The sequence below is a fragment of the Polaromonas sp. P1_F9 genome (assembly GCF_056405615.1).
Window position 1 is genome coordinate 23,344 of sequence record NZ_JBFUBT010000010.1, and the last position, 20,574, is coordinate 43,917.

The following is a 20,574-nucleotide window of genomic DNA, read 5'->3' on the forward strand; positions in this document are numbered from 1 at the left end:
GGAGCCGGTGGCTGTTTACTGTGCGGCCTTAATACGGTCGAGCACGCGGCCTTCGATGTCTTCGATGCCGGCGGGAACGGCTGGGTACCACTTCACATTTTTCAGAGCAGCCTCAGGGAAGCTGGCAGCGAACTGGGCTTTCAGCTTGGGGTCGGCCAGCTGGTCGGCACCCTTGGAGGCGGTGAAGTTGCCGGCAGAACCCGCGACCTTGGCAGCGATCTCGGGGCGCATGTTGAAGTTGATCCAGGCGTAGGCGGCGGCATCGTTGCGGCCTTTGGCCGGGATGGCGAAGGTGTCGATCCAGCCGAGTGCGCCCGACTTCGGTGCGATGTATTGGATTTCAGGTTTTTCGGCATTGAGCTTCCAGCCGCCGGTATCCCACATCATGGCTCCTACCACTTCGCCGGCGCGCATGCCGTTGAGCAGCTGGTCTTTGTTGTCCCAGTAGAACTTGATGTTGCTCTTGCAGGCAATCATGGTCTTGCCGACTTCATCCATCAGCGCACCATAGGCCTTCGGGTCCTTGTAGAGCGCAAACGGGTCTTTGCCGGACGCAAAGGCGAAGGCCAGCAGGGTGGGGCGCTTCAGGCGCACGGCGGTTTTTCCCTTGACGTCGGCCTTGCACAGGTCAGGGTAGTCGGTCATCTTGGCCAGCTTGGTATTGACGACAAGGCCGTCGGTGCCCCAGATGTGCGGCAGGCCATAAACCTTGCCATCGAGCGTGGTGTTTTTCTTGGTGGCTTCCAGCATGGACGGGATAAACAGATCAGACTTGATCTTGCTGAGGTCCATGGGCTTGTAGATGCCGAACTCCTGCTGCGGGCCGGTGATGCGGTCCTGCGAGGGCTGGGCCAGGTCAAAGCCGGCGCCGCCGGTAGCGCGCAGCTTGGAGATCATTTCTTCGTTGTTCGAGAGGGTTAGCTCCACGTCGATCCCGGTCTCTTTCTTGAACTGCGCCACGACATCGGCCGGCACATAGTCGGCCCAGGTAATCAGCCGCAACTTCTGGTCTTGTGCCCAGGCGGGGCTTGCCATGCTTGAAACAACGAGGCCGGCTCCGAGAATGTGGCTCATCAGACGGGATAATTTCATGTTGGCTTTTCCTTGGGTTATCTATCAGTCGATGGTGGTTGACAGAGGTTGACGAAAAGAGATCGGGGGCAAAAACGGCAACGAAAAAACGGTAACGAATTGCGCGTGCATTTCCTCAAAAAAAGCATAGCGTGTCCCGATTTCATTTCTGTGTCAATATCTTCCGCAAGCAAGGCCTGCGCCAGGTCGTTCCTTTTTCTGTACCTTTTCTTTTCACATCCCGGGTGCCCTGCCGCATTGACTGAATGACTTTCTGGGTAGACACACACTGCCATCTCGACGCCGGTGAACTGGCCGCCGATGTCGCCGAAGTTCGTGCGCGGGCAGCCGCTGCAGGCGTTGGACACTGCGTGCTGCCGGCGGTGGGCGTGTTCAATTTCGAGGAAGTCCGTGTGTTGGCGCACCGGTTTTCCGACAGCTATGCGTTGGGCATCCATCCGCTGTGTGTGCCCCAGGCACAGGACGCCGACCTGCAGGCACTGGATAACGAACTTGCGTTGAGGCGGTCTGATCCGCGATTGGTCGCGGTGGGTGAAATCGGCCTTGATTATTTTGTGCCTGCCCTCACGCAAAGCCCGATGCGGGAACGCCAGGAGCACTTCTACCGCGAACAACTCAAGCTGGCGCGCAAGCACGGCCTCCCGGTCATCCTGCACGTGCGGCGTTCGGCTGACAAATTGCTCAAGCACCTGCGGGACCTGGCGCCCGAGGGCGGCTGGCACGGCATCGGCCATGCGTTCAACGGCAGCGAGCAACAGGCGGGGGAATTCATCAAGCTGGGCCTGAAGCTGGGCTTTGGCGGCGCCGTGACGTTTGAGCCTGCCTTGCAACTCAGGCGCCTGGCGGCAGAACTGCCCCTGGAGGCGCTGGTGATGGAAACGGATTCGCCTGACATTCCACCCCACTGGATCTACAAAACCGCGGCGGAGCGCGAAGCGGGCCAGGCCCAGGGCCGCAATGAACCGGGCGAGTTGCCGCGCATTGCGCAGCAGGTGGCGGATTTGCGCGGGATTCCGCTGGCAACGCTGGCAAGCGCGACGACAGCCAACGCGCTGCGGGCGCTGCCCAAACTGGGCGCGTTGCTGGAATGAAAAAGGATACGGAAAAGCCCGTGCTGGCGGGCCTGGCGCCGCTGGTTTCTCCCGACACCCGCCTGCTGGTACTGGGGAGTTTTCCGGGCGCCGCCTCGCTGGCTGCGCAGCAGTATTACGGGCACCCCCAAAACCATTTCTGGAGGATTTTGAAAGCCATTTGGCCAGATGGCCCAATAGAAACAATCCTGAGTAGCTATCAAATTCATAGCAAATGGCTGCTGTCCAAAAGGCTTGGCCTGTGGGACGTGTACGCTGTCTGTGAGCGCGAGGGCAGCCTGGACAGCGCGATTCGCAATGCGCAGGTGAACGACCTCGCAAGCCTGCGGCGGCTGTGCCCGGCGCTGGAAGCGATTGCCCACAACGGCGGCGAAAGCTTCAAGCATTCGAAGCACACTTTGCAACTGGGCCTGCCGGTCTACAAACTTCCTTCCACCAGCCCGGCCAATGCGTCCTGGAGCTTTGAGCGCAAACTCGCTGCCTGGCGTGAAGTTTTTCAAAAGCATGGACTGGTTTGATGTCAAAAAAAGAAACAGCGAAAACGGTGGCTGAATTGCCCGAAGTCAATTTCTCCGACTACGGCGAGGTGCGCTTTTTGCATCTGGGTACCGAATGGGTGCAAGGCTCCATGCTGCGTGATGCACCGTATGACATCGAACTGGAGTATGTGCAGCGCATGATGGCGGGGCTGCTGTTCACCGACGCGGCGGCTGTGTCTAAAAAGCATGCCATGCAGCTGGGCTTGGGCTCTGCCGCGCTGACCAAGTTTTGCTATAAAAAGCTGCGCATGAAAACCACGGCGATTGAAATCAATCCGCAGGTGATCACGGCCTGCCGGCTCTGGTTCAAGCTGCCGCGGGACGACTTGAGGCTGCATGTCATTGAAGCCGATGCGGCACTGGAAATCAAAAAACCTGCGCACCAGGGAACGGTAGATTTTCTCCATGTCGACCTGTATGACCACGAAGCGGCGGCCCCGGTGCTGGACAGTTCGGATTTTTATGAGGACTGCCGCGGGCTTCTGGCGGAAGACGGCGTGATGACGGTGAATCTTTTTGGCCGCGATTCCAGTTATGTGCAGTCGCTGACAAAAATCGCAGAAGCGTTCGGGCCCGAGGCGGTCTGGGCGTTCCGGCCGACGCGCGAAGGCAACACTGTGGTGCTGGCCCAACGTGACCCGACGCGTCCCGAGCGGGCCGACCTGCTGCAGCAAGCCGGTGTCATCGAGTCGCGCTGGGACCTGCCTGCAAAAAAATGGCTGCGGCTCTTCGCGCCGGCGGCTTAATGATGCGGCCGGGCGGATGGTAAAGACCCGGGTGGATGGGGTACAGTGCGACCCATGAGCGCCGTGACGCACCCCAAACACCCCAAAGACCTGCACGTGAAAAAGACCCACACCGGGCTGCTGGACTGGCGCATGCTGGTTGAATGGCTCAGTGAAGATGGTGTCATTAGCGCCGCCGAAGCACAGCGAACGATTGCGCGCTGCTCGCAGGTGCAAAGTGCGCAGCCGCCCCTGACCCGGCTGGCCAGTGTCGGCATGACACGTGTGGCCGACGGCAAACCCCTGGACATGGAAACAATTACGCAGTGGCTGGCCGGACGGGCCGGCCTCGCCTACCTGCGGATCGACCCGCTCAAGGTGGATGTGGGCAAGGTGGCGGACACCATGTCGGCCATGTACGCCGAACGGCACAAGGTGCTGCCGGTGCAGGTGACGTCCAGCGAAGTGGTCATTGCCACCTCGGAGCCTTTTGTGACTGACTGGGTGCAGGAGGTCGAACGTCAGGCCAAGCGCAGCGTGCGCCTTGTGGTTGCCAGCCCCCTCGAAATCACCAAGTTCACCGCCGAATTTTTTGCCCTGGCCAAATCCGTCAAGGCAGCGATCAAGGCCGGCGGAGGGTCGACATCGGCGAGCTTTGAACAACTGGTTGAGCTGAACAAAAGCAACAAGCAGCTGGACGCCAATGACCAGGGCGTGGTGCAGGTGGTGGACTGGCTCTGGCAGTACGCCTTTGATCAGCGCGCCAGCGACATCCACCTGGAGCCGCGGCGTGAGCAGGGCGTGATCCGTTTTCGCATCGATGGCGTGCTGCATCCCGTGTATCAATTGCCCATGGGCGTGCACAACGCCATGACAGCCCGCATCAAGCTGCTGGGCCGCATGGATGTGGTGGAAAAGCGCCGGCCGCAGGATGGCCGCATCAAGACCCGCAACCCGCGCGGCGACGAGATTGAAATGCGCCTGTCTACCTTGCCCACAGCCTTCGGCGAGAAGATGGTCATGCGTATTTTTGATCCGGACACCACGGTCAAGGACCTGGATGCGCTGGGTTTTTCGCAGCACGACGCCGAGCGCTGGGAGCAATTGGTCAAGCGGCCCTATGGCATCGTCCTGGTCACGGGGCCCACCGGTTCCGGCAAGACCACCACACTTTATTCCACGCTCAAGCGGCTTGCGACTGAAGAAGTCAACGTCAGCACGATTGAGGACCCGATCGAAATGATCGAGGCCTCCTTTAACCAGACGCAGGTCCAGCCGCATCTGGATTTCGATTTTCCCGAAGGGCTGCGCGCGCTGATGCGGCAGGATCCGGACATCATCATGGTGGGCGAAATCCGCGACCTGCAGACGGCCGAGATGGCCGTGCAAGCCGCGCTGACCGGCCACCTGGTTTTCAGCACGCTGCATACCAATGATGCCCCGTCGGCGGTGTCCCGGCTGATGGAGCTCGGTGTTCCTTCCTACCTGATCAACGCCACGCTGCTGGGCGTGCTGGCCCAGCGGCTGGTGCGCACCTTGTGCAGCAATTGCCGACAGCCCGACGAGGCCGCCTCACGTGAAACACTCGCCGACCTGGTCAAACCCTGGCAAATCAGTGGCGGCTACCGGCCGTACAAGCCGGTGGGCTGTGTGGATTGCCGGATGACCGGTTTCCGTGGGCGCATGGGTCTTTATGAGCTGCTGACGGTCACGGAAGGCTTCAAGGAAAAGGTCTCGAAAGAGCCCAACATCGATGCGCTGCGCCGCCAGGCGGTCAGTGAAGGTATGCGTCCGCTTCGGTTGGCCGGCGCGCTGAAAGTGGCAGAGGGCCTGACAACCATCGAGGAAATTTTGGCCTCCACCCCGCCTTTGGCCTGAGTCCTTGCGGCCTATTACAGCGGTCGGCCCGTTGTAAGCAAGAGGTAAGCCAAAAGATTACGAAAGGTAAGTGAAAGCCACATGGCGGGGGCCGGGTGATTGAATGCACAATCCACCGATTCTTTCTTTTATATGTATTGAGGAGACAGCCGTGAATATCAAGAGTCAGAAAGACTTTTTCTCCGGCCTCATGTTCATGGGCGTCGGTGTGGCGTTCGCATGGGGGGCTACCACCTACAACGTGGGTGAAGGTGCCCGTATGGGACCGGGGTACTTCCCCCTCATGCTGGGTATTTTGATGACCGTTCTGGGTGCCGCGATCACTTTCAAGGCACTGGTTGTGGAAACCGTGGGCGGCGACAAGATCGGCAAGTGGGCATGGAAGCCCCTTTCCTTCATCATCCTGGCCAATCTGGTATTCGGCATTTTGCTGGCCGGTTTGCCGAGCATCAAGATTCCCGCCATGGGCATGATCGTGGCAATCTATGCGCTGACCTTCATTTCCAGCATGGCTGAAGAAGGCTGGAAGGTCAAAAACACCTTCATTCTTGCGACGGTGCTGGCCATCGGCAGTTACCTCGCTTTTGTCGTTCTGCTCAAGTTGCAGTTCCCGGTCTGGCCATTCTTTATCGGCTAAGGAGATTAAAAAAATGGAATTGCTGTCTCACCTGTCGATAGGCTTTGGCGTGGCATTCACGCCGATCAATTTGTTGTACTGCCTGATCGGTTGTATTTTGGGTACCCTGATTGGTGTTCTGCCGGGTATCGGCCCTGTGGCTACGATCGCCATGCTGCTGCCGGCAACCTATGCGCTGCCACCCGTGTCGGCACTGATCATGCTGGCTGGTATTTATTACGGCGCCCAGTACGGTGGTTCCACCACCGCCATTCTGGTGAATCTGCCAGGGGAGTCGTCTTCAGTGGTGACCTGTATTGACGGGTACCAGATGGCGAGAAAAGGCCGGGCCGGGCCGGCGCTTGCTGCGGCGGGTCTGGGATCTTTCTTTGCCGGTTGCGTGGGCACCCTGATCCTGGCGGCTTTCGCCCCCCCGCTGACCGAACTGGCCTTCAAGTTCGGCCCTGCTGAATATTTTGCCCTGATGGTTCTGGGCCTGATCGGCGCCGTGGTGCTGGCTTCCGGTTCGTTGCTCAAGGCCATTGCCATGATCGTGCTGGGCCTGCTGCTGGGCCTGGTCGGCACCGACGTGAATTCCGGCGTTGCCCGCTTCAGTTTTGACATTCCCGAACTGACCGACGGCATCGGCTTCGTGACCATCGCCATGGGTGTGTTCGGTTACGGCGAAATCATCAGCAACCTGGCGCAGCCTGAGCATGAGCGCGAGGTGTTCACCGCCAAGGTGTCGGGCCTGTTCCCGACCAAGGAGGACTTCAAGAACATGTTGCCGGCCGTGCTGCGCGGTACCTTCCTGGGTTCTGCACTGGGCATTTTGCCGGGCGGCGGCGCGCTGCTCGCGGCCTTCGCTGCCTATGCACTGGAAAAGAAGATCAAATCGAAGCCGGGCGAGGTGCCTTTCGGCCAGGGCAACATCCGCGGCGTGGCCGCCCCCGAGTCGGCCAACAATGCCGGCGCGCAGACGTCCTTCATTCCGTTGCTCACTTTGGGTATTCCGCCCAATGCCGTGATGGCCTTGATGGTGGGCGCCATGACGATTCACAACATCCAGCCCGGCCCGCAGGTCATGACAAGCAACCCTGAACTGTTCTGGGGCCTGATCGCTTCGATGTGGATCGGCAACGCGATGCTCGTGATCCTGAACCTGCCGCTGATCGGCATGTGGATCAAGCTGCTGACCGTGCCTTACCGCTACCTGTTCCCGGCCATCGTGCTTTTCTGCGCGATTGGCGTGTATTCCACCAACAACAACACCTTCGACATCTGGATGGTGGGCATCTTTGGTGTGATCGGCTACATGTTCGTCAAGCTCGGCTGCGAGCCAGCTCCCTTGCTGCTGGGCTTCATCCTGGGCCCCATGATGGAAGAGAACCTGCGCCGGGCCCTGCTGCTGTCGCGCGGCGACTGGAGCGTGTTTGTGACGCGTCCGCTGTCGGCCGGACTGCTGGGAGCTGCCTTGCTGCTGCTGATCATCGTGTTGCTGCCGAGCATCAAAAACAAACGGGAAGAAGCTTTCGTCGAGGAGTAATCGACAGAGCCGGCGCGAAAGCGCATGCGAAAAAAGGCACCTTCGGGTGCCTTTTGTTTTGCCTGTTTGCTACATAGTCAGCGCTCAAAATCGTTGCACAATGGCCAGATGAAACGTAGACATATTATTTCCCTGGCTGCGGCTTCCGCCGTGACTCTCGCGGGCCCCGTCATGGCCCAGAACTATCCGTTCAAACCCATTCGCATGATCGTGCCGTTTCCGGCAGGCGGCGCGACGGACATCCTGGCACGGGCTCTGTCGCAAAAACTGGGCGAGAAAATCGGCCAAACGGTCGTGGTCGAAAACCGGCCGGGCGCCGGTGGCACGATAGGGGCAGATGCGGCGTCCAAATCTGCGCCGGACGGTTACACGCTGCTGCTGGCCACATCCAGCACCCACAGTATCGGGCCGGCCATCAATCCGCGGATTCCCTACAACGCAGAAACCGACTTCACGCCGATTGCCTATGTGGCAAGTTCGCCCAACGTCGTGCTCGTGCCCAACACGTCCCCGGCAAAGGCCATGGGCGAATTCATCGACCATGCGCGCAAAAATCCCGGGCGCCTGAACTATGCCTCCAGCGGCAACGGCACCATCATCCACCTGACGAGTGAGTACTTCAAGGCGCAATCGGGGACCTTCATCCTGCACATCCCTTACCGCGGCACGGCGCTGGCCATGCCGGACCTGATCAGCGGCAAGATCGACGTGCTGTTCGACTCTTTCGTCACCGGTATGCCGCATGTGAAAGACGGAAAGCTGCGGGCCCTTGCGGTCACCAGCCTCAAACGAACGGCGCTCGCTCCCGATCTGCCGGCGGTGGCGGAGACCCTGCCGGGGTTTGAGTCAGTCACCTGGTTCGGGGTGTACGGCCCGAAAGGCATGCCGCCAGACCTGGTGGGCAAGGTCAACCAGGCCGTGAACGCAGCCCTGGCCGATACCGATGTGAAAGACCGTTTTGCCAGACTGGGCGCGGAACCCACAGGCGGCACCCCGCAGGCCTTTGCGGCCATGGTGAAGACGGACACGGCCAAGTGGAAGAAAATCATTATCGAGCGGAAAATCAGCGCCGATTGATGCCTTTCACCGCATCGCGTCACCGGTGGTGACGATGCCGGTCAGTTTGACTTTCCCGCCTGCGGTTGCACACCATGACCGCCAGCACCCATTTTTTCTTTGCCTTGCCTTCAACAGGTGAACCATGAATTTCAACTACAGCAACCCCTACACCTCCACCCGCCTGCCGCTGTTTGCCCGCAACGTTGTTTCGACTTCGCACCCGTTGGCCGCGCAGGCCGGTTTGCGCATGATGCTCAAGGGCGGCAATGCGGTGGATGCCGCGATCGCCGCCGCCGCCGCCATGACCATTGTCGAACCTGTCAGCAACGGCTTGGGCAGCGATGCTTTCTGCATCCTCTGGGACGGCAAGGAACTGCATGGACTGAATGCATCGGGCCGCGCGCCGCAAAGCTGGACGCCGGATTACTTCAAGCGCAAATACGGTAGCGATGCGCAGACGCCGCCCAAGCGCGGCATGGATTCCGTGAGTGTGCCGGGCGCGGTGGCCAGCTGGGTAGCCTTGAGCGAGCGTTTCGGCAAGCTGCCCTTCGCCGACCTGATGGAGCCTGCAATTGAAATCGCCGAGCGCGGCTATTTGTTGCCGCCTGTGGTGCAGCAGAAGTGGGCGGCCGCTACGGGGGAGTTGAAGTCGCAGCCGGGTTTTGCGCAATCTTTCCTGCCCTGGGGCCGTGCGCCGAATGTCGGTGAACTGTTCCAGTTCAAGGCGGCTGCCAAAGCGCTGCGGTCGATTGCGCAAACCAATGGCACGGCGTATTACGGCGGCGCCATTGCCCAAGCCATCGAAAAATTCTCTTCACAAAACGGCGGCAGCATCACCGCCAAAGACTTTGAAAGCTACAAGCCGGAATGGGTCAAACCCATCGGCAAGGATTACCGGGGCTACACCCTGCACGAGATCCCGCCCAACGGGCAGGGCATCGCTGCGCTGATTGCGCTGGGCATCCTCGATAAATTCGATGTGGCAGGGCTGCCGGTTGACGGCGTGGATTCCCAGCATTTGCAGATCGAAGCCATGAAGCTGGCTTTTGCCGATATTTACCGGTACGTGGCAGAGCCTTCGTCAATGGAGGTGACGGCCGAGCAAATGCTCGATGACGCGTACCTTGCTTCCCGTGCCAAACTCATCGACATGAAAAATGCACAGGACTTTGGCGCGGGCAACCCCGTCAAGGGCGGAACGATTTACCTCACGGCAGCCGATGAAAACGGCATGATGGTGAGCTTCATCCAGAGCAACTACATGGGTTTTGGTTCGGGCTGCGTCGAGCCCGAGTTCGGCATCAGCCTGCAGAACCGTGGGCATGCCTTCAGCCTGCAACCGGGCGCCAACCAGGTCGCACCGGGCAAGCGGCCTTTCCACACCATCATTCCGGCTTTCCTCAGCAAGGACGGCCAGCCGGTGATGAGCTACGGCGTGATGGGCGCGAACATGCAGCCGCAGGGCCACATGCAGACACTGGTGCGCATGCTGGACTACGGCCAGGGCCCACAGGTGGCTTGCGATGCACCGCGCTGGCGCTACAACGCCGGCCTGGAGATCAATGTGGAGGCCACGATGGACGCGGGCACTGTGCAAGGCCTGGCCGACCGCGGCCACCGCATGGAAGTCATCAACGATTCCTACCAGGACTTCGGCGCCGGCCAGTTCATCTGGCGTGCCGGCAATCCCAAGGTCGAGGGTTATGTCGCGGCAAGCGATCCACGCCGTGACGGCCAGGCCGTGGGCTTTTAAGAAACGACCTTGAGCGATAAATCTGATACAAACAGGCCGACAGCCCAGGAAGAACGAGCGCAAACAGCTACAAAAAGCATAGCGCCCGGCTTGCTGCTGGCCACTTTCGGCGCCATCGCGTTCAGCGGCAAGGCCATCATTGTCAAGCTGGCCTATCGCTACGGCGTCGACGCCGTCACGCTGATCATGTACCGCATGCTGTTTGCCTTGCCGATCTTTGCCGTGATGGCTTGGTGGGCCAGCCGGGGCAAGGCGCCGCTGTCGCGCAAGGATTGGCTGGGCGTGCTCTGGCTGGGCTTCACGGGCTACTACCTCGCCAGTTTCCTGGACTTCGCCGGCCTGGCGTTCATCAGTGCGTCACTGGAACGGCTCATCCTCTATCTCAACCCCACGCTGGTGTTGCTGCTGGGCCTGGTGATGTACAAGCGCCGGGTTGGCGCGCTGCAAATCATCGGCATGGCCATCAGCTACTGCGGCGTGGTGCTGGTGTTCGGCCACGAGATCACGCTGCAGGGCGCGGACGCTGCCTGGGGTGCGCTGCTGGTGTTCCTGAGCGCGGCGAGCTATGCGCTCTATCTGGTGTACAGCGGTGAGATGGTCAGGCGGCTCGGCTCATTGCGGCTGGTGGGGCTGGCTACCACCGTGGCCTGCCTGTGCTGCCTGCTGCAGTTTGTGTTGTTGCGGCCCCTGAGCGCCGCCGCCGTCGCGCCCGAGGTCATCTGGCTGTCGCTGCTCAATGCCACGCTGTGCACGGCTGCACCCGTGCTGATGGTGATGATGGCCATCGAGCGCATCGGCGCCAGCATGGCCGCGCAAACCGGCATGGTGGGCCCGATGTCCACCATCCTGATGGGTGTGCTGATTCTGGGCGAGCCGTTCACGGCCTGGGTGGCGGCGGGAACGGTTTTGGTCATCGCCGGAATATTCGTCTTTACCAGAACCAGATAGCCCCCACGGTCGCTCACTTCGTGTAGCCTGCGGCTTCTCCCTGCCCCTTTTCATTACCCAGGGGCCGCTGCGCCCGCGGTCTGGCAAGGCCAGTCCCGCGGCCCCGCTTGGTGAAGAAATGCCGCCGTCGTAGGCCCGTTACGTCCTAGTTCGTTTTCTTGCCGGTGGTGCGCGTGGGTGCGGGTGCCTGCGCCGTAGGCCGGCGGTTCGAAGCGCTCATTCGCTGCGCTACCGTGACGGACGGCTGGCCCGCGTAAGCATCGAGCCGGTTACCCATGGCCTGCTCAAGCTGGTTCAGGCGCGTCTGTGCCGGTGGATGGGTGCTGAGCGACAGGGCAAATAGCGCATCGTCCGGCGCTGCGCTGCGCAGTTGCTGCAGCACCGCCACCAGGCCGTAGGGATCGAACCCAGCGCGCGCGGCGAGAGCCACGCCGGTACGGTCGGCGTCAAACTCGTCCTGCTGGTCCAGGCCCTTGGTGTACATGTTCTTGCCCAGCGCCAGCAACTGCGACGACACCAGGCCGCCCAGGTCGTTCTTCAGCTGAGAGCTGATCACCTGCGTCAGAAGGCCGGCGCGTGCCGCCTTGTTCAGGGCGATCAAGTGGTGCTTGGCTGTGACATGGGTGATTTCATGGGCCAGGATGCCGGCCAATTCGCTTTCGTCCGCCACGCGGTCCATCAGGCCCTTGGTGACGAAGACATAACCGCCTGGCGTGGCAAATGCGTTGAACCCGGGGTCGTCGAGGATGGCGAAGGTCCAGGGCAGGTCGGGCCGCGATGACTGCAGGCTGATCCAGCGGCCCAGCTGGTTGATATAGCGCTGCGCAGCCACGTCAGGGTAGAGCGGTTTGCTGCCCAGTAGCACGGCGGCCAGTTGCTGGCCGATCTGGATTTCACGTGGTTCGTCAATCTGATCCAGCGACTGTGACAACAGCTGGAACAGGTCACCACCCTGGGCTGCCTGCTGTCCGCCCGGTGTAAGGCTGGCGCCCAGCAACGCGCCGGCCAGGCCGGCCGCAGAGTTGGGTTGCGCGGGGGCGGGCTGCGCCGGCTGGTTAGGGCGTATCAGTGACTGGAACAGGCCGCCTAGCGCCTTGCCCGCATCCTGGGCATGAGCGCCCAGAGGGAGCAAGCCGGCCAGCAGGGTCAATGCAAAAACCGCATGGCGTGCGGGCGTTGCCAGTGTTTGGAGGGTGTGAAGATTCATTGCGGTGCCTCTTGTCTTGTTTTTAGCCGCCGTATTGTTCGGTTCTGGTGCTGGGTGCGGCAGCCGGCGGTGTGGGTGTGGGCAGGGGATCGACCTGCCGGACGTTCAGCGAGGCACCGCCCGCGAACTGCCTGGCTTGCGCAGCGTTCGCACGGTTGGCGTCGGCTTGCGCCACGGCCGCCAGGTTGGGAACGGCATTGGCAAGGTCTTCCGCACCCAGGCCGCGAATGCCGACGGTGGATGTGGCCACTGCGCCGCCCGGCGCCTGTGCGCTGCCCTTGTTGAAAAAGCTCGACAGGCTGCGCAGTGCACCGGTGCCGGCACCGGCCTGCGAGCTGGGGGCCGTGATGTCAAACATGTGCACCCAGCCGCTGGTGCCGTCGGCCATGCGGACCTTGATCCACGCGCCGTTGCGCTCGCCCAGCCGGGTCACCGAGGTTTGAACCGGCAGCGGGGCCAGGCTGCGGGCCGATTCGCCCGGACCTTCGCGCAGTTGGGCTGCGCGCTTGATCAGCACGGCCTCGCCTTGCGGCTGGGCCTGTGTCGCCGCACTGAAAACCAGCAGCGATGTGAGCAGGGGAGCGATAACCATTCCCGCCTGCATTTTGTATTTACTCAGTATCATGAGCCGCTCTCCCCCGTGGTTGTAATGAGGAATTATTATGGATTTGGGTATTGCAGGCAAATGGGCGCTGGTCTGCGGCGCCAGCAAGGGTTTGGGTCTGGGTTGCGCCGAGGCGCTGGTGCGCGAAGGCGTGCATGTGCTGATCGTGGCGCGCGGCGAGGAAACGCTGAAGGCCGCGGCTGAAAAACTGAAGACGGATAAGGGCAAACCCGCAGGCGCCAGCGTCCAGTATGTCGCCGCCGACATCACCACACCCGAAGGCCGCGCCGCGGTGTTCGCGCTGCGCAAGGACTTCGACATCGTGGTGACCAATGCCGGCGGCCCGCCGCCCGGTGACTTCCGCGACTGGGACCGTGACGCCTGGCTCAAGGCGGTGGACGCCAATATGCTGACTCCCATCGAGCTCATCAAGGCCACGGTCGACGGCATGGCGGCGCGCGGTTTCGGGCGCATCGTCAACATCACCTCCAGCTCAGTCAAGTCGCCTATCGACATCCTGGGTCTGTCCAACGGCGCGCGCAGCGGCCTGACCGGCTTTGTGGCCGGCGTGGCACGCACCAAACTCGCGGCGCAAGGCGTGACCATCAACAACCTGCTGCCGGGCGCTTTCGACACCGACCGCCTGCGCGGCACCATGAGCGGCGCTGCGCAAAAAACCGGCCAGCCCCTGGAAGCCATCATGGATGCGCGCCGCAAGAACATCCCGGCCCAGCGCTTCGGCACGCCCGAAGAATTCGGCGCCATCTGCGCCTTCCTGTGCAGCACGCATGCCGCCTACATGACGGGGCAAAACGTGCTGGCTGACGGCGGGGCTTATCCGGGCACTTATTGAGCACCAGGCGCTTCCCTTGAGCCTGGACTACCTCCAATTCGATTACGCCGAGAGCAGCGACGGCACGGGCACGCTGGAAGCCATGGCCTCCACATGGCCGGACCAGGTGCTGGCCGTCCATGCTGAAGCCGTCCAGGTATTGGCATGGGCCCACGCGGAATTCCCCGGGCGGCGCGGCCCGCTCGAGGAGGGTTTTGACTGGGATTACGACCTGCACGGCATGCAGGAGCTGACGGCGCCCGAGGCCTTGCACTATGACGAGGTTTCGCGACGGTTGGAGGTGGAAGCCGGCCTGCCCGGCAAGCCGCGGCATACGCTCACCCTGTCCCTCAGTGGGACTGTGGAGTTTTGCGATGCCTTCAGGCGGAACTTCGGCCTGGACCTGGATTGAATGCCCCAGCGCTCAAGTTAGCGTTAACGTTCAGGCAATCATTCAAGCGCAGGTTCGACAGCCTCCACTGCAGTAGCGCTAACCCGCTGCATCAGCCCGTGTTGCAGGCTGAACAGCTGGAGCTGCTCGGCATAAGGCATGAGCATTCTCTCTTCTGTCGCGATGCCCACTCCCAGCAGGCCGGCCATCTTCTCCTTGCTCACCTGGCCGTGCGCCAGCAGTTCGTCCACGATGCTCAGTAGCAAGGCCGAATCGGTTCTGAGAATCTCCTGTGCGCGCGCGTACGCCTGCGCGAGCAGGGCCTCGATCTCGGCGTTGGTCGGCTCAACATCGGTGTTGAGGTTGTCGTCCATGTCGTGGGTCACGTCGGTGTGGCTCAGCCGGTTGCCGAAACCGAAGTGGCGCACAAAGCGCGCGGCCAGGGCGGTGGCGTTCTTGAAGTCGCTCTCGCTGCCCGTGGTGCAGGCGTCTTCGCCAAACACCAGCGCTTCGGCGGCGCGGCCGGCCAGACCCACGCAGAGGCGGTCCAGGCAGCTTTGACGTGATTCGGCCTTCATGCGCACATAGCTGTTGTAGCCGCCCTCGAAAGACGCCACGTTGATCTTGACTTCCTGCGGCGCATGGCCGAACAGGCGGCCGTAGGCCAGGCCGTGGCCTGCTTCGTGCACGGCCAGCAAGGCCCGAAAGTCGGGGCTGGCGCGCTGCTTGAGCTGGTTGAGGTCCAGCGGCACGGGGTAGGCGATGCTCCCGCCCCCGCACTCGCCATGACTGACGTGCAGGGATTGCGTGGCGGCGTCCAGCCTCACGTGCAGCGTGGTGTCCGCCGGCACATCATGCTCAAACGCCCACAGCACGGCATTCACCAGCGGCGCACTCAGGATGGCGTGAATCGACGAGAACAGCGGGCGTGTGCCCTGGGCCGGGAAGACCGCATTGGCATAAATTCCCTGGTACACCGATTCATGCAGATCAAAAGACAGTCCTGCACTCGCCTGCATTTCACCAACGTATCTGGCACAGGTGCTGCGGATCAGCCGCTCATACGTGGCCTGGCTCAGCGAGGGGTAGATCACATGGTTGTTCCCCAGCCGGGCGATCTGCTCGGGCTTGAAGCGCTCTCCCAGGGCCTTCTTGACGTCAATGACCGACAGTTTTTTCGTCAGTGCATGAAAGATGTCGGCATCGGTGTCGCAGTCTTCCACGCGTTTGGCGGTTCCCTCATACATCTCGTCGAGGTTGCCCGAAACGATGATGAGCAAGCGGCTGTAATCCGTTTCCCACGAGTCGGTCGATGCCCTGAACGCCAGCATGCGCTCCTGCAGTTGCTGGGGTGTCCAGGTCATCACCTCCTGTAGTGGTTCCTTGAGCTTGAGGCTTTGCTTGAATTCCTGAGCCTGGTAGGGCGAGAGGGCGAACTTCAGCTTTTTGGCCTGGACGCCGTCCTTGGCAGGCTTTTCATCAGCCTGTTCCTCGCGTTCGTGGTCATACAGCGAGAAAGCCAGAGACGATTCCAGCTCCTGCAGAAAAGACAGCGACGGCGGCAGGCGCCCGTCGGACAGCAACTGCCACACGTCCTGGTAGCGTTTGACGGCGACCTCATCGCCCTTTTCGTTGATGGTGCGAAAGCGCTGGAATTCATCCAGCACCAGAATGCCAGGCTCGCTCTCGGCAACGGCGGACTCCGCCAGCATGCCGCTGATGGAGTCGGCGCTACGCCAGCTGCTGCCGTTGCTGAAGCCGTCCATCTGCACTTCGACAAAGCGATCGTAGAAACCCAGCTTCTGCGCCAGGCGGCGCGTGAGCTGGGTCTTGCCGGTGCCGGTCAGTCCCCACAGGCACACGATCACCGGGCGGCGAATGATGTGCGGCAGCACATACCAGGCGCGGATCGACTCGATCACCCGGTCGATGATGTCGTCAATACCGAACAGCTCGGTCTTCAGCTCGGTGGCGACGAGGGCCAGGTGGGCACTGCGTTCGCGCATGAGCTCGGGCGGCACGCGGGCTACGGCCACCGTCTCGGTTGTCATATCGTTCTTCATGTCAGTCAGTCAAATTTTTGAGGGCTTTTTGCAAAGCCACGGTTTCAGCCCGGCGATGGGCGCCGGCGCTGCGAATATGTTTGCCCGCACCCGACGTGATGGCACGCTGGACGAGGGCCCGCACCACGGGATTGCGCGGTGTGGGTGACGGCAAGGTCAAGGCAAGCGGCTGCTTCATGCGCCGCAAATGCTTGACCTTGCCTGCGGCAAAGTCACGGGAAAAAGTTTTTGCACTCATGTGCACGCTCCGAAAAAGCAAAACCCCGGCGAAAAATCAGCCTGGGGTTTTCGGAGCGCGCTTCACACGTGAAGGCACAGCACCGACTGCCCGCAGGGCTGGGTATGGTTGACACCACATCCAGCCGGGGGCAGTGGAGGGTGCGTCAGGTGTGAGTGAACAAAGTCATGGTCTTGAGGGCTTCAAGGTGTTTACTGCGCAAGGTTATTCGTTGCACAGTGGCTCAAAGCAAGGAACGGATTCTGAAGAGCCCACGCGGGCTTGGCAAGTTTTATGCAGCGATTTCTCACAATGTGTTGTGAAAATCAAACCGCTGCTGCGCTAATTGCTGCGCGCTTCAGCGCCGCGACGACACCACGATGCCGCCCACGATCAGCATAAAAGCCAGCGCGTGGTAGAGGTGCGGCAACTCACCGAGAAAGGCCGCCGACAGCAATGCAGCGAACAGCGGCGTGAGGTTGGAAAAGAAGCCCGCAATCGCCGGCCCGACACGCTGCACGCCCATGCCCCAGCAACGATAGGCAATCACCGCGGGTCCCACGGCCACGTACAGCAGGGCTGCGGCCAGCGGCCAGCCCCATTGGATGTGCGCGTCGGTCAACGCCCATTCGCCGGCGGCAAACGCACCCGACCAGGCCAGTCCGAACACGATTTGCGCGAGCAGGAAGGCCGCCCAGTCGCGGCGGATTTCCGCCGGTTCTTTGGGTTGCGACAGCAGCCAGCTGTAAAACGCCCAGGCCAGCGTGGCCAGCAGCACGTACAGGTCACCGGGCACCAGCTGCACCTGCATGAGCAATTCCCGTTGGCCACGCGACAGCACCACCAGCACGCCGGCAATCGACAGCACGGCACCTGTGGTCTGTCGCTTCGACACAGTCTGGCCAAAAAACAGCGCCCCCACGACCAGCATCCAGATCGGCACGCTTGACGCCACCAGCGTCACGTTGAGCGGTGTGGAGGTTTTCAGTGCCAGATACTGCAAGGCGTTGTAGCAACCCACACCCAGCAGGCCCAGCACCGCGAAACGTTTCCAGTGAGGCCACAGGCTGCTGCCCGGTTTGAGCAGGCGCCAGGCCAGCGGCAACAGGATCACGAAGGCCAGGGCCCAGCGCAGGAAGTTGAGCGTCATGGGCGGCACAAGGCCGGTGACGAGGCGGCCGACGACGGCGTTACCGGCCCAGAGCAAGGGAGGGACCACCAGCAGCGTGGCGGTGGCGGGCGTGAGGCGTTGGGTCATGACGGGGACTTTATCAAGCACGACCGTTTTCCTCTCGCCGCGCGGGGTTCAACCCTCGGCGCCTGCGGCCCATTTCGATTCATGGCACCATGACGGCCACCCCTTTTCTTTCTCCATCTGCAACCTTTGCAAGGAAATCCATGGCCTCCATCACCTCCAAAGCCGTACGAATCAACCAGCACGGCGGACCTGAAGAACTCACACTGGTAGACGTGACGGTAGGCGACCCCGGCCCGGGCGAAATACGCATCCGTCACAAGGCCGTTGGCTTGAACTACATCGACGTGTACCAACGCAGCGGTGTCTACCCGCTTGCCATGCCGCTTCAGCTAGGCATGGAAGCTTCCGGCATCGTCGAGGCTGTTGGTGAGGGCGTGGCTCACCTGAAAGCGGGTGACCGCGCGGCCTATGCCAGCCAGCCGCCCGGCAGCTACTGTGAAGTGCGCGTGATGCCGGCCAAGTGCGTGTGCAAGCTGCCCGATGCGATCTCGTTTGAAACCGGCGCGGCCATGATGCTCAAGGGGCTGACCACGCAGTACCTGCTGCGGCGCACGCAGCCACAGGGCGGCTTGCACGCCGGCGACCATGTGCTGTTTCACGCGGCCGCCGGCGGCGTGGGCCTGATCGCTTGCCAGTGGGCCAGGGCCATGGGCCTGCAACTCATAGGCACCGCCGGCTCTGATGAGAAATGCGCGCTGGCGTTGTCGCAGGGCGCGGCCTTTGCCATCAATTACACCAAGGAAGATTTCGTGGCCCGCGTCAAGGAGATCACCGGTGGCAAGGGCGTGAAGGCGGTGTACGACTCGGTCGGCAAGGACACCTTCCTCCAGTCACTGGACTGCCTGCGCCCCTTCGGCCTGCTGGCCAATTTTGGCAATGCCTCGGGCAAGACGCCGCCGCTGGACATCGGCCTGCTGGCAGCCAAGGGCTCGCTCTACGTATCACGGCCGACGCTCTTTACCCACATTGCGACGCGTGAGACCACACAGGAAATGGCGGATGAATTGTTCGCCATGGTCATCAGCGGCAAAGTCCATATCCCCATAGACCAGCGTTTTGCCCTGGCCGACGTGGCCGAGGCGCACCGTGCGCTTGAAGCCCGCAAGACCACGGGCTGCACCATCCTGACGCTGTAACCACCGGCCCTGGGGCGGTAAACCTGTGTAAAGCCACGGGCGGCATTCAACGCAAGGCGTGGCGGATGCGTTACAAGGGGCGAGGGCCTGCTAACAGACCCCAGGAGAACACGATGCCCACAGCGATCACCCAGGCCGGCATGCTCGCGGCCTTCCTGGCTTGCCTCGCCGCCCCGGCGGCGCAGGCGCAGGCCGATGCCGTGCCGCCGCCGGCCAAGCTTGCCGCCACATGGCGCGCCGCTTCGCGCCTGGGGTATGCACCCACGCCGGCCTCGACGCAGGCCGCCGCGGCCTCGCCGCGCGCCTGGGCGCTGCAGCAACTGGATGCGGCCTATGCCGCAAGCCTGCGCCCTCCCACCCTTCCTGCCGAAATCGCCGGCATCAACGCACCGCTCAATGACATCGCGCGCAGCTTCCAGGCCGAGCGCGAGATGCGCCGGGCTGCGCGCGAAACGCCCAAGCCCGGCATGGCCGCCGCGGCCGATACAGGCGGGGAAAAATTCAGCCGCGAGATGGCTCAGGGCGCGGCCGCCTGGCGGCTGATGTCCTGCAGCGATCCGGCGCTGGAAAATCCGCTGCTGGCCCGCATGACCGAGTTCTGGTTCAACCACCTCAATGTGTTCGTCGGCAAGGGACCGGTGCGCCCCTTTGTCGGCCACTACGAGATCAATGTGATTCGCGCCAACGCCCTGGGCCGTTTTGAAGACTTGCTGCTGGCCAGCGCCAGGCATCCGGCCATGCTGTTCTACCTGGACCAGGCGCAGAGCAACAGCCGCGGCCTCAATGAAAACTACGCGCGTGAGTTGATGGAGTTGCACACCCTGGGCGTGAACAGCGGCTACACGCAAAAAGACGTGCACGAACTGGCCCGCATCCTCACCGGCTGGACGGTGAACCTCAAGGACGGCGAGGGTTTTCGTTTTGCCGAGCGCCTGCACGACAAGGAGGGCAAGGTGCTGCTGGGCCGTACGTTCGGCAGTGAGGGCGTTGCGGAAGGCGAGGAAGCCATTCGCTTCCTGGCACGCCGGCCCGAGACGGCACGGCGTGTGTCCATCCGGCTGGCCAGTTTTTTTGTGGCCGACAAACCCTCGCCCGCGCTGGTCAACCGGTTGGCGACTGCCTTCACGGCTACCCAGGGAGACATCCGCGCGGTGATGCGCACCCTGATCGAATCACCGGAATTCTGGGCGCAAGACAACCAGTTGTTTAAAACCCCGCTGGACTTTGCCTGTTCGGCGCTCACTGCGGCCGGGGGTGTCAAGGAGCGCCGCGATATCGTGCAAACCCTGGGCTTCCTGGCGCAGGCCGGCCAGCCCATGCATGGCTGGCAAACGCCCGACGGCTACAAAACCGATGCCGGTACCTGGCTTGCGCCTGAGGCTTTGACGCGCCGCGCCGATTACGCCATGGGCCTGGCCCAGCGCACAGCTGAGCCGTCTTACCTCAACGCCTTTTTCAGCATTGCGACGCGCGAGCGCATTGCGCAGGAACCCGCGCAGAAGCGCACCGGCCTGATGCTGGCCAGCCCTGACTTCATGCGCAAATAATTCCATGTCCAAATCAAACGTGCACTTTGTCGGCCCGCCTTGCCGTGCTGTAGCACTGTCTGCAGCGGGCCT

At 62.0% G+C, this 20,574-nt stretch carries 19 protein-coding genes; 13 read left to right on the plus strand and 6 right to left on the minus strand.

Annotated features, from left to right (window positions below; translation table 11 throughout):
• Positions 1–15: 15 nt before the first annotated feature.
• Positions 16–1,092, minus strand: a complete 1,077-nt coding sequence (locus tag AC1DYR_RS21355) for an extracellular solute-binding protein (RefSeq protein ID WP_477706856.1) — start codon at positions 1,090–1,092, stop codon at positions 16–18.
• Positions 1,093–1,337: 245 nt separating this feature from the next.
• Between AC1DYR_RS21355 and AC1DYR_RS21360 the strand changes: the two genes are divergently transcribed.
• From AC1DYR_RS21360 to AC1DYR_RS21400, 9 genes are all read left to right on the plus strand, one after another.
• Positions 1,338–2,183, plus strand: a complete 846-nt coding sequence (locus AC1DYR_RS21360) for a TatD family hydrolase (RefSeq protein WP_477706857.1) — start codon at positions 1,338–1,340, stop codon at positions 2,181–2,183.
• Positions 2,180–2,701 carry a DNA-deoxyinosine glycosylase gene (locus AC1DYR_RS21365; RefSeq protein ID WP_477706858.1) on the plus strand — a complete coding sequence of 174 codons (522 nt, stop codon included), beginning with the start codon at positions 2,180–2,182 and terminating at the stop codon, positions 2,699–2,701. The genes AC1DYR_RS21360 and AC1DYR_RS21365 overlap by 4 nt, the downstream gene beginning before the upstream one ends.
• Positions 2,701–3,468, plus strand: a complete 768-nt coding sequence (locus AC1DYR_RS21370) for a class I SAM-dependent methyltransferase (RefSeq protein WP_477706859.1) — start codon at positions 2,701–2,703, stop codon at positions 3,466–3,468. Before AC1DYR_RS21365 ends, AC1DYR_RS21370 begins: the two co-directional genes overlap by 1 nt.
• 54 nt (positions 3,469–3,522) lie before the next feature.
• The gene (gene tfpB, locus AC1DYR_RS21375; RefSeq protein WP_477706860.1) at positions 3,523–5,325 is read left to right on the plus strand and encodes a type IV pilus assembly ATPase TfpB; all 1,803 of its coding nucleotides are present in this window, start codon (positions 3,523–3,525) and stop codon (positions 5,323–5,325) included.
• A 151-nt stretch (positions 5,326–5,476) separates the two neighbouring features.
• A complete protein-coding gene (locus tag AC1DYR_RS21380) occupies positions 5,477–5,962 on the plus strand; it encodes a tripartite tricarboxylate transporter TctB family protein (RefSeq protein WP_477648017.1) in 486 nt (161 codons plus the stop codon).
• A 13-nt stretch (positions 5,963–5,975) separates the two neighbouring features.
• Positions 5,976–7,487, plus strand: a complete 1,512-nt coding sequence (locus tag AC1DYR_RS21385) for a tripartite tricarboxylate transporter permease (RefSeq protein WP_477706861.1) — start codon at positions 5,976–5,978, stop codon at positions 7,485–7,487.
• A gap of 108 nt (positions 7,488–7,595) precedes the next feature.
• Positions 7,596–8,564, plus strand: coding sequence for a Bug family tripartite tricarboxylate transporter substrate binding protein (locus tag AC1DYR_RS21390; protein ID WP_477706862.1), 969 nt, complete (start codon positions 7,596–7,598; stop codon positions 8,562–8,564).
• Positions 8,565–8,688: 124 nt separating this feature from the next.
• Positions 8,689–10,299 carry a gamma-glutamyltransferase family protein gene (locus tag AC1DYR_RS21395; protein ID WP_477706863.1) on the plus strand — a complete coding sequence of 537 codons (1,611 nt, stop codon included), beginning with the start codon at positions 8,689–8,691 and terminating at the stop codon, positions 10,297–10,299.
• Between the two features lie 9 nt (positions 10,300–10,308).
• Entirely contained in the window at positions 10,309–11,247 is a 939-nt protein-coding gene (locus tag AC1DYR_RS21400; protein ID WP_477706864.1) for a DMT family transporter, read from the plus strand.
• A 145-nt stretch (positions 11,248–11,392) separates the two neighbouring features.
• Here AC1DYR_RS21400 and AC1DYR_RS21405 read toward each other — a convergent pair whose 3' ends face one another.
• Together AC1DYR_RS21405 and AC1DYR_RS21410 are read right to left on the minus strand one after the other, a co-directional pair.
• Positions 11,393–12,454 carry a M48 family metalloprotease gene (locus AC1DYR_RS21405; RefSeq protein WP_477706865.1) on the minus strand — a complete coding sequence of 354 codons (1,062 nt, stop codon included), beginning with the start codon at positions 12,452–12,454 and terminating at the stop codon, positions 11,393–11,395.
• Positions 12,455–12,476: 22 nt separating this feature from the next.
• Entirely contained in the window at positions 12,477–13,046 is a 570-nt protein-coding gene (locus tag AC1DYR_RS21410; RefSeq protein WP_457279521.1) for an SH3 domain-containing protein, read from the minus strand.
• A 70-nt stretch (positions 13,047–13,116) separates the two neighbouring features.
• Here AC1DYR_RS21410 and AC1DYR_RS21415 point away from each other — a divergent pair, with 70 nt between their 5' ends.
• Positions 13,117–13,911, plus strand: a complete 795-nt coding sequence (locus AC1DYR_RS21415; RefSeq protein WP_477666163.1) for an SDR family oxidoreductase — start codon at positions 13,117–13,119, stop codon at positions 13,909–13,911.
• Positions 13,912–13,927: 16 nt separating this feature from the next.
• Positions 13,928–14,302, plus strand: coding sequence for a hypothetical protein (locus AC1DYR_RS21420; RefSeq protein WP_477666164.1), 375 nt, complete (start codon positions 13,928–13,930; stop codon positions 14,300–14,302).
• Between the two features lie 38 nt (positions 14,303–14,340).
• Here AC1DYR_RS21420 and AC1DYR_RS21425 read toward each other — a convergent pair whose 3' ends face one another.
• The 3 genes from AC1DYR_RS21425 to AC1DYR_RS21435 form a co-directional block, all read right to left on the minus strand.
• Positions 14,341–16,332: an AAA family ATPase gene (locus tag AC1DYR_RS21425; RefSeq protein ID WP_477706866.1), complete on the minus strand. Its 1,992-nt coding sequence runs from the start codon at positions 16,330–16,332 to the stop codon at positions 14,341–14,343.
• A 13-nt stretch (positions 16,333–16,345) separates the two neighbouring features.
• The gene (locus AC1DYR_RS21430) at positions 16,346–16,582 is read right to left on the minus strand and encodes a hypothetical protein (protein WP_477706867.1); all 237 of its coding nucleotides are present in this window, start codon (positions 16,580–16,582) and stop codon (positions 16,346–16,348) included.
• A gap of 337 nt (positions 16,583–16,919) precedes the next feature.
• Positions 16,920–17,819 carry a DMT family transporter gene (locus tag AC1DYR_RS21435; RefSeq protein WP_457279515.1) on the minus strand — a complete coding sequence of 300 codons (900 nt, stop codon included), beginning with the start codon at positions 17,817–17,819 and terminating at the stop codon, positions 16,920–16,922.
• A 140-nt stretch (positions 17,820–17,959) separates the two neighbouring features.
• Here AC1DYR_RS21435 and AC1DYR_RS21440 point away from each other — a divergent pair, with 140 nt between their 5' ends.
• Together AC1DYR_RS21440 and AC1DYR_RS21445 are read left to right on the plus strand one after the other, a co-directional pair.
• Entirely contained in the window at positions 17,960–18,955 is a 996-nt protein-coding gene (locus tag AC1DYR_RS21440) for a quinone oxidoreductase family protein (RefSeq protein ID WP_477706868.1), read from the plus strand.
• 113 nt (positions 18,956–19,068) lie between these two features.
• Positions 19,069–20,502, plus strand: a complete 1,434-nt coding sequence (locus AC1DYR_RS21445) for a DUF1800 domain-containing protein (protein ID WP_477706869.1) — start codon at positions 19,069–19,071, stop codon at positions 20,500–20,502.
• Positions 20,503–20,574 lie beyond the last annotated feature (72 nt).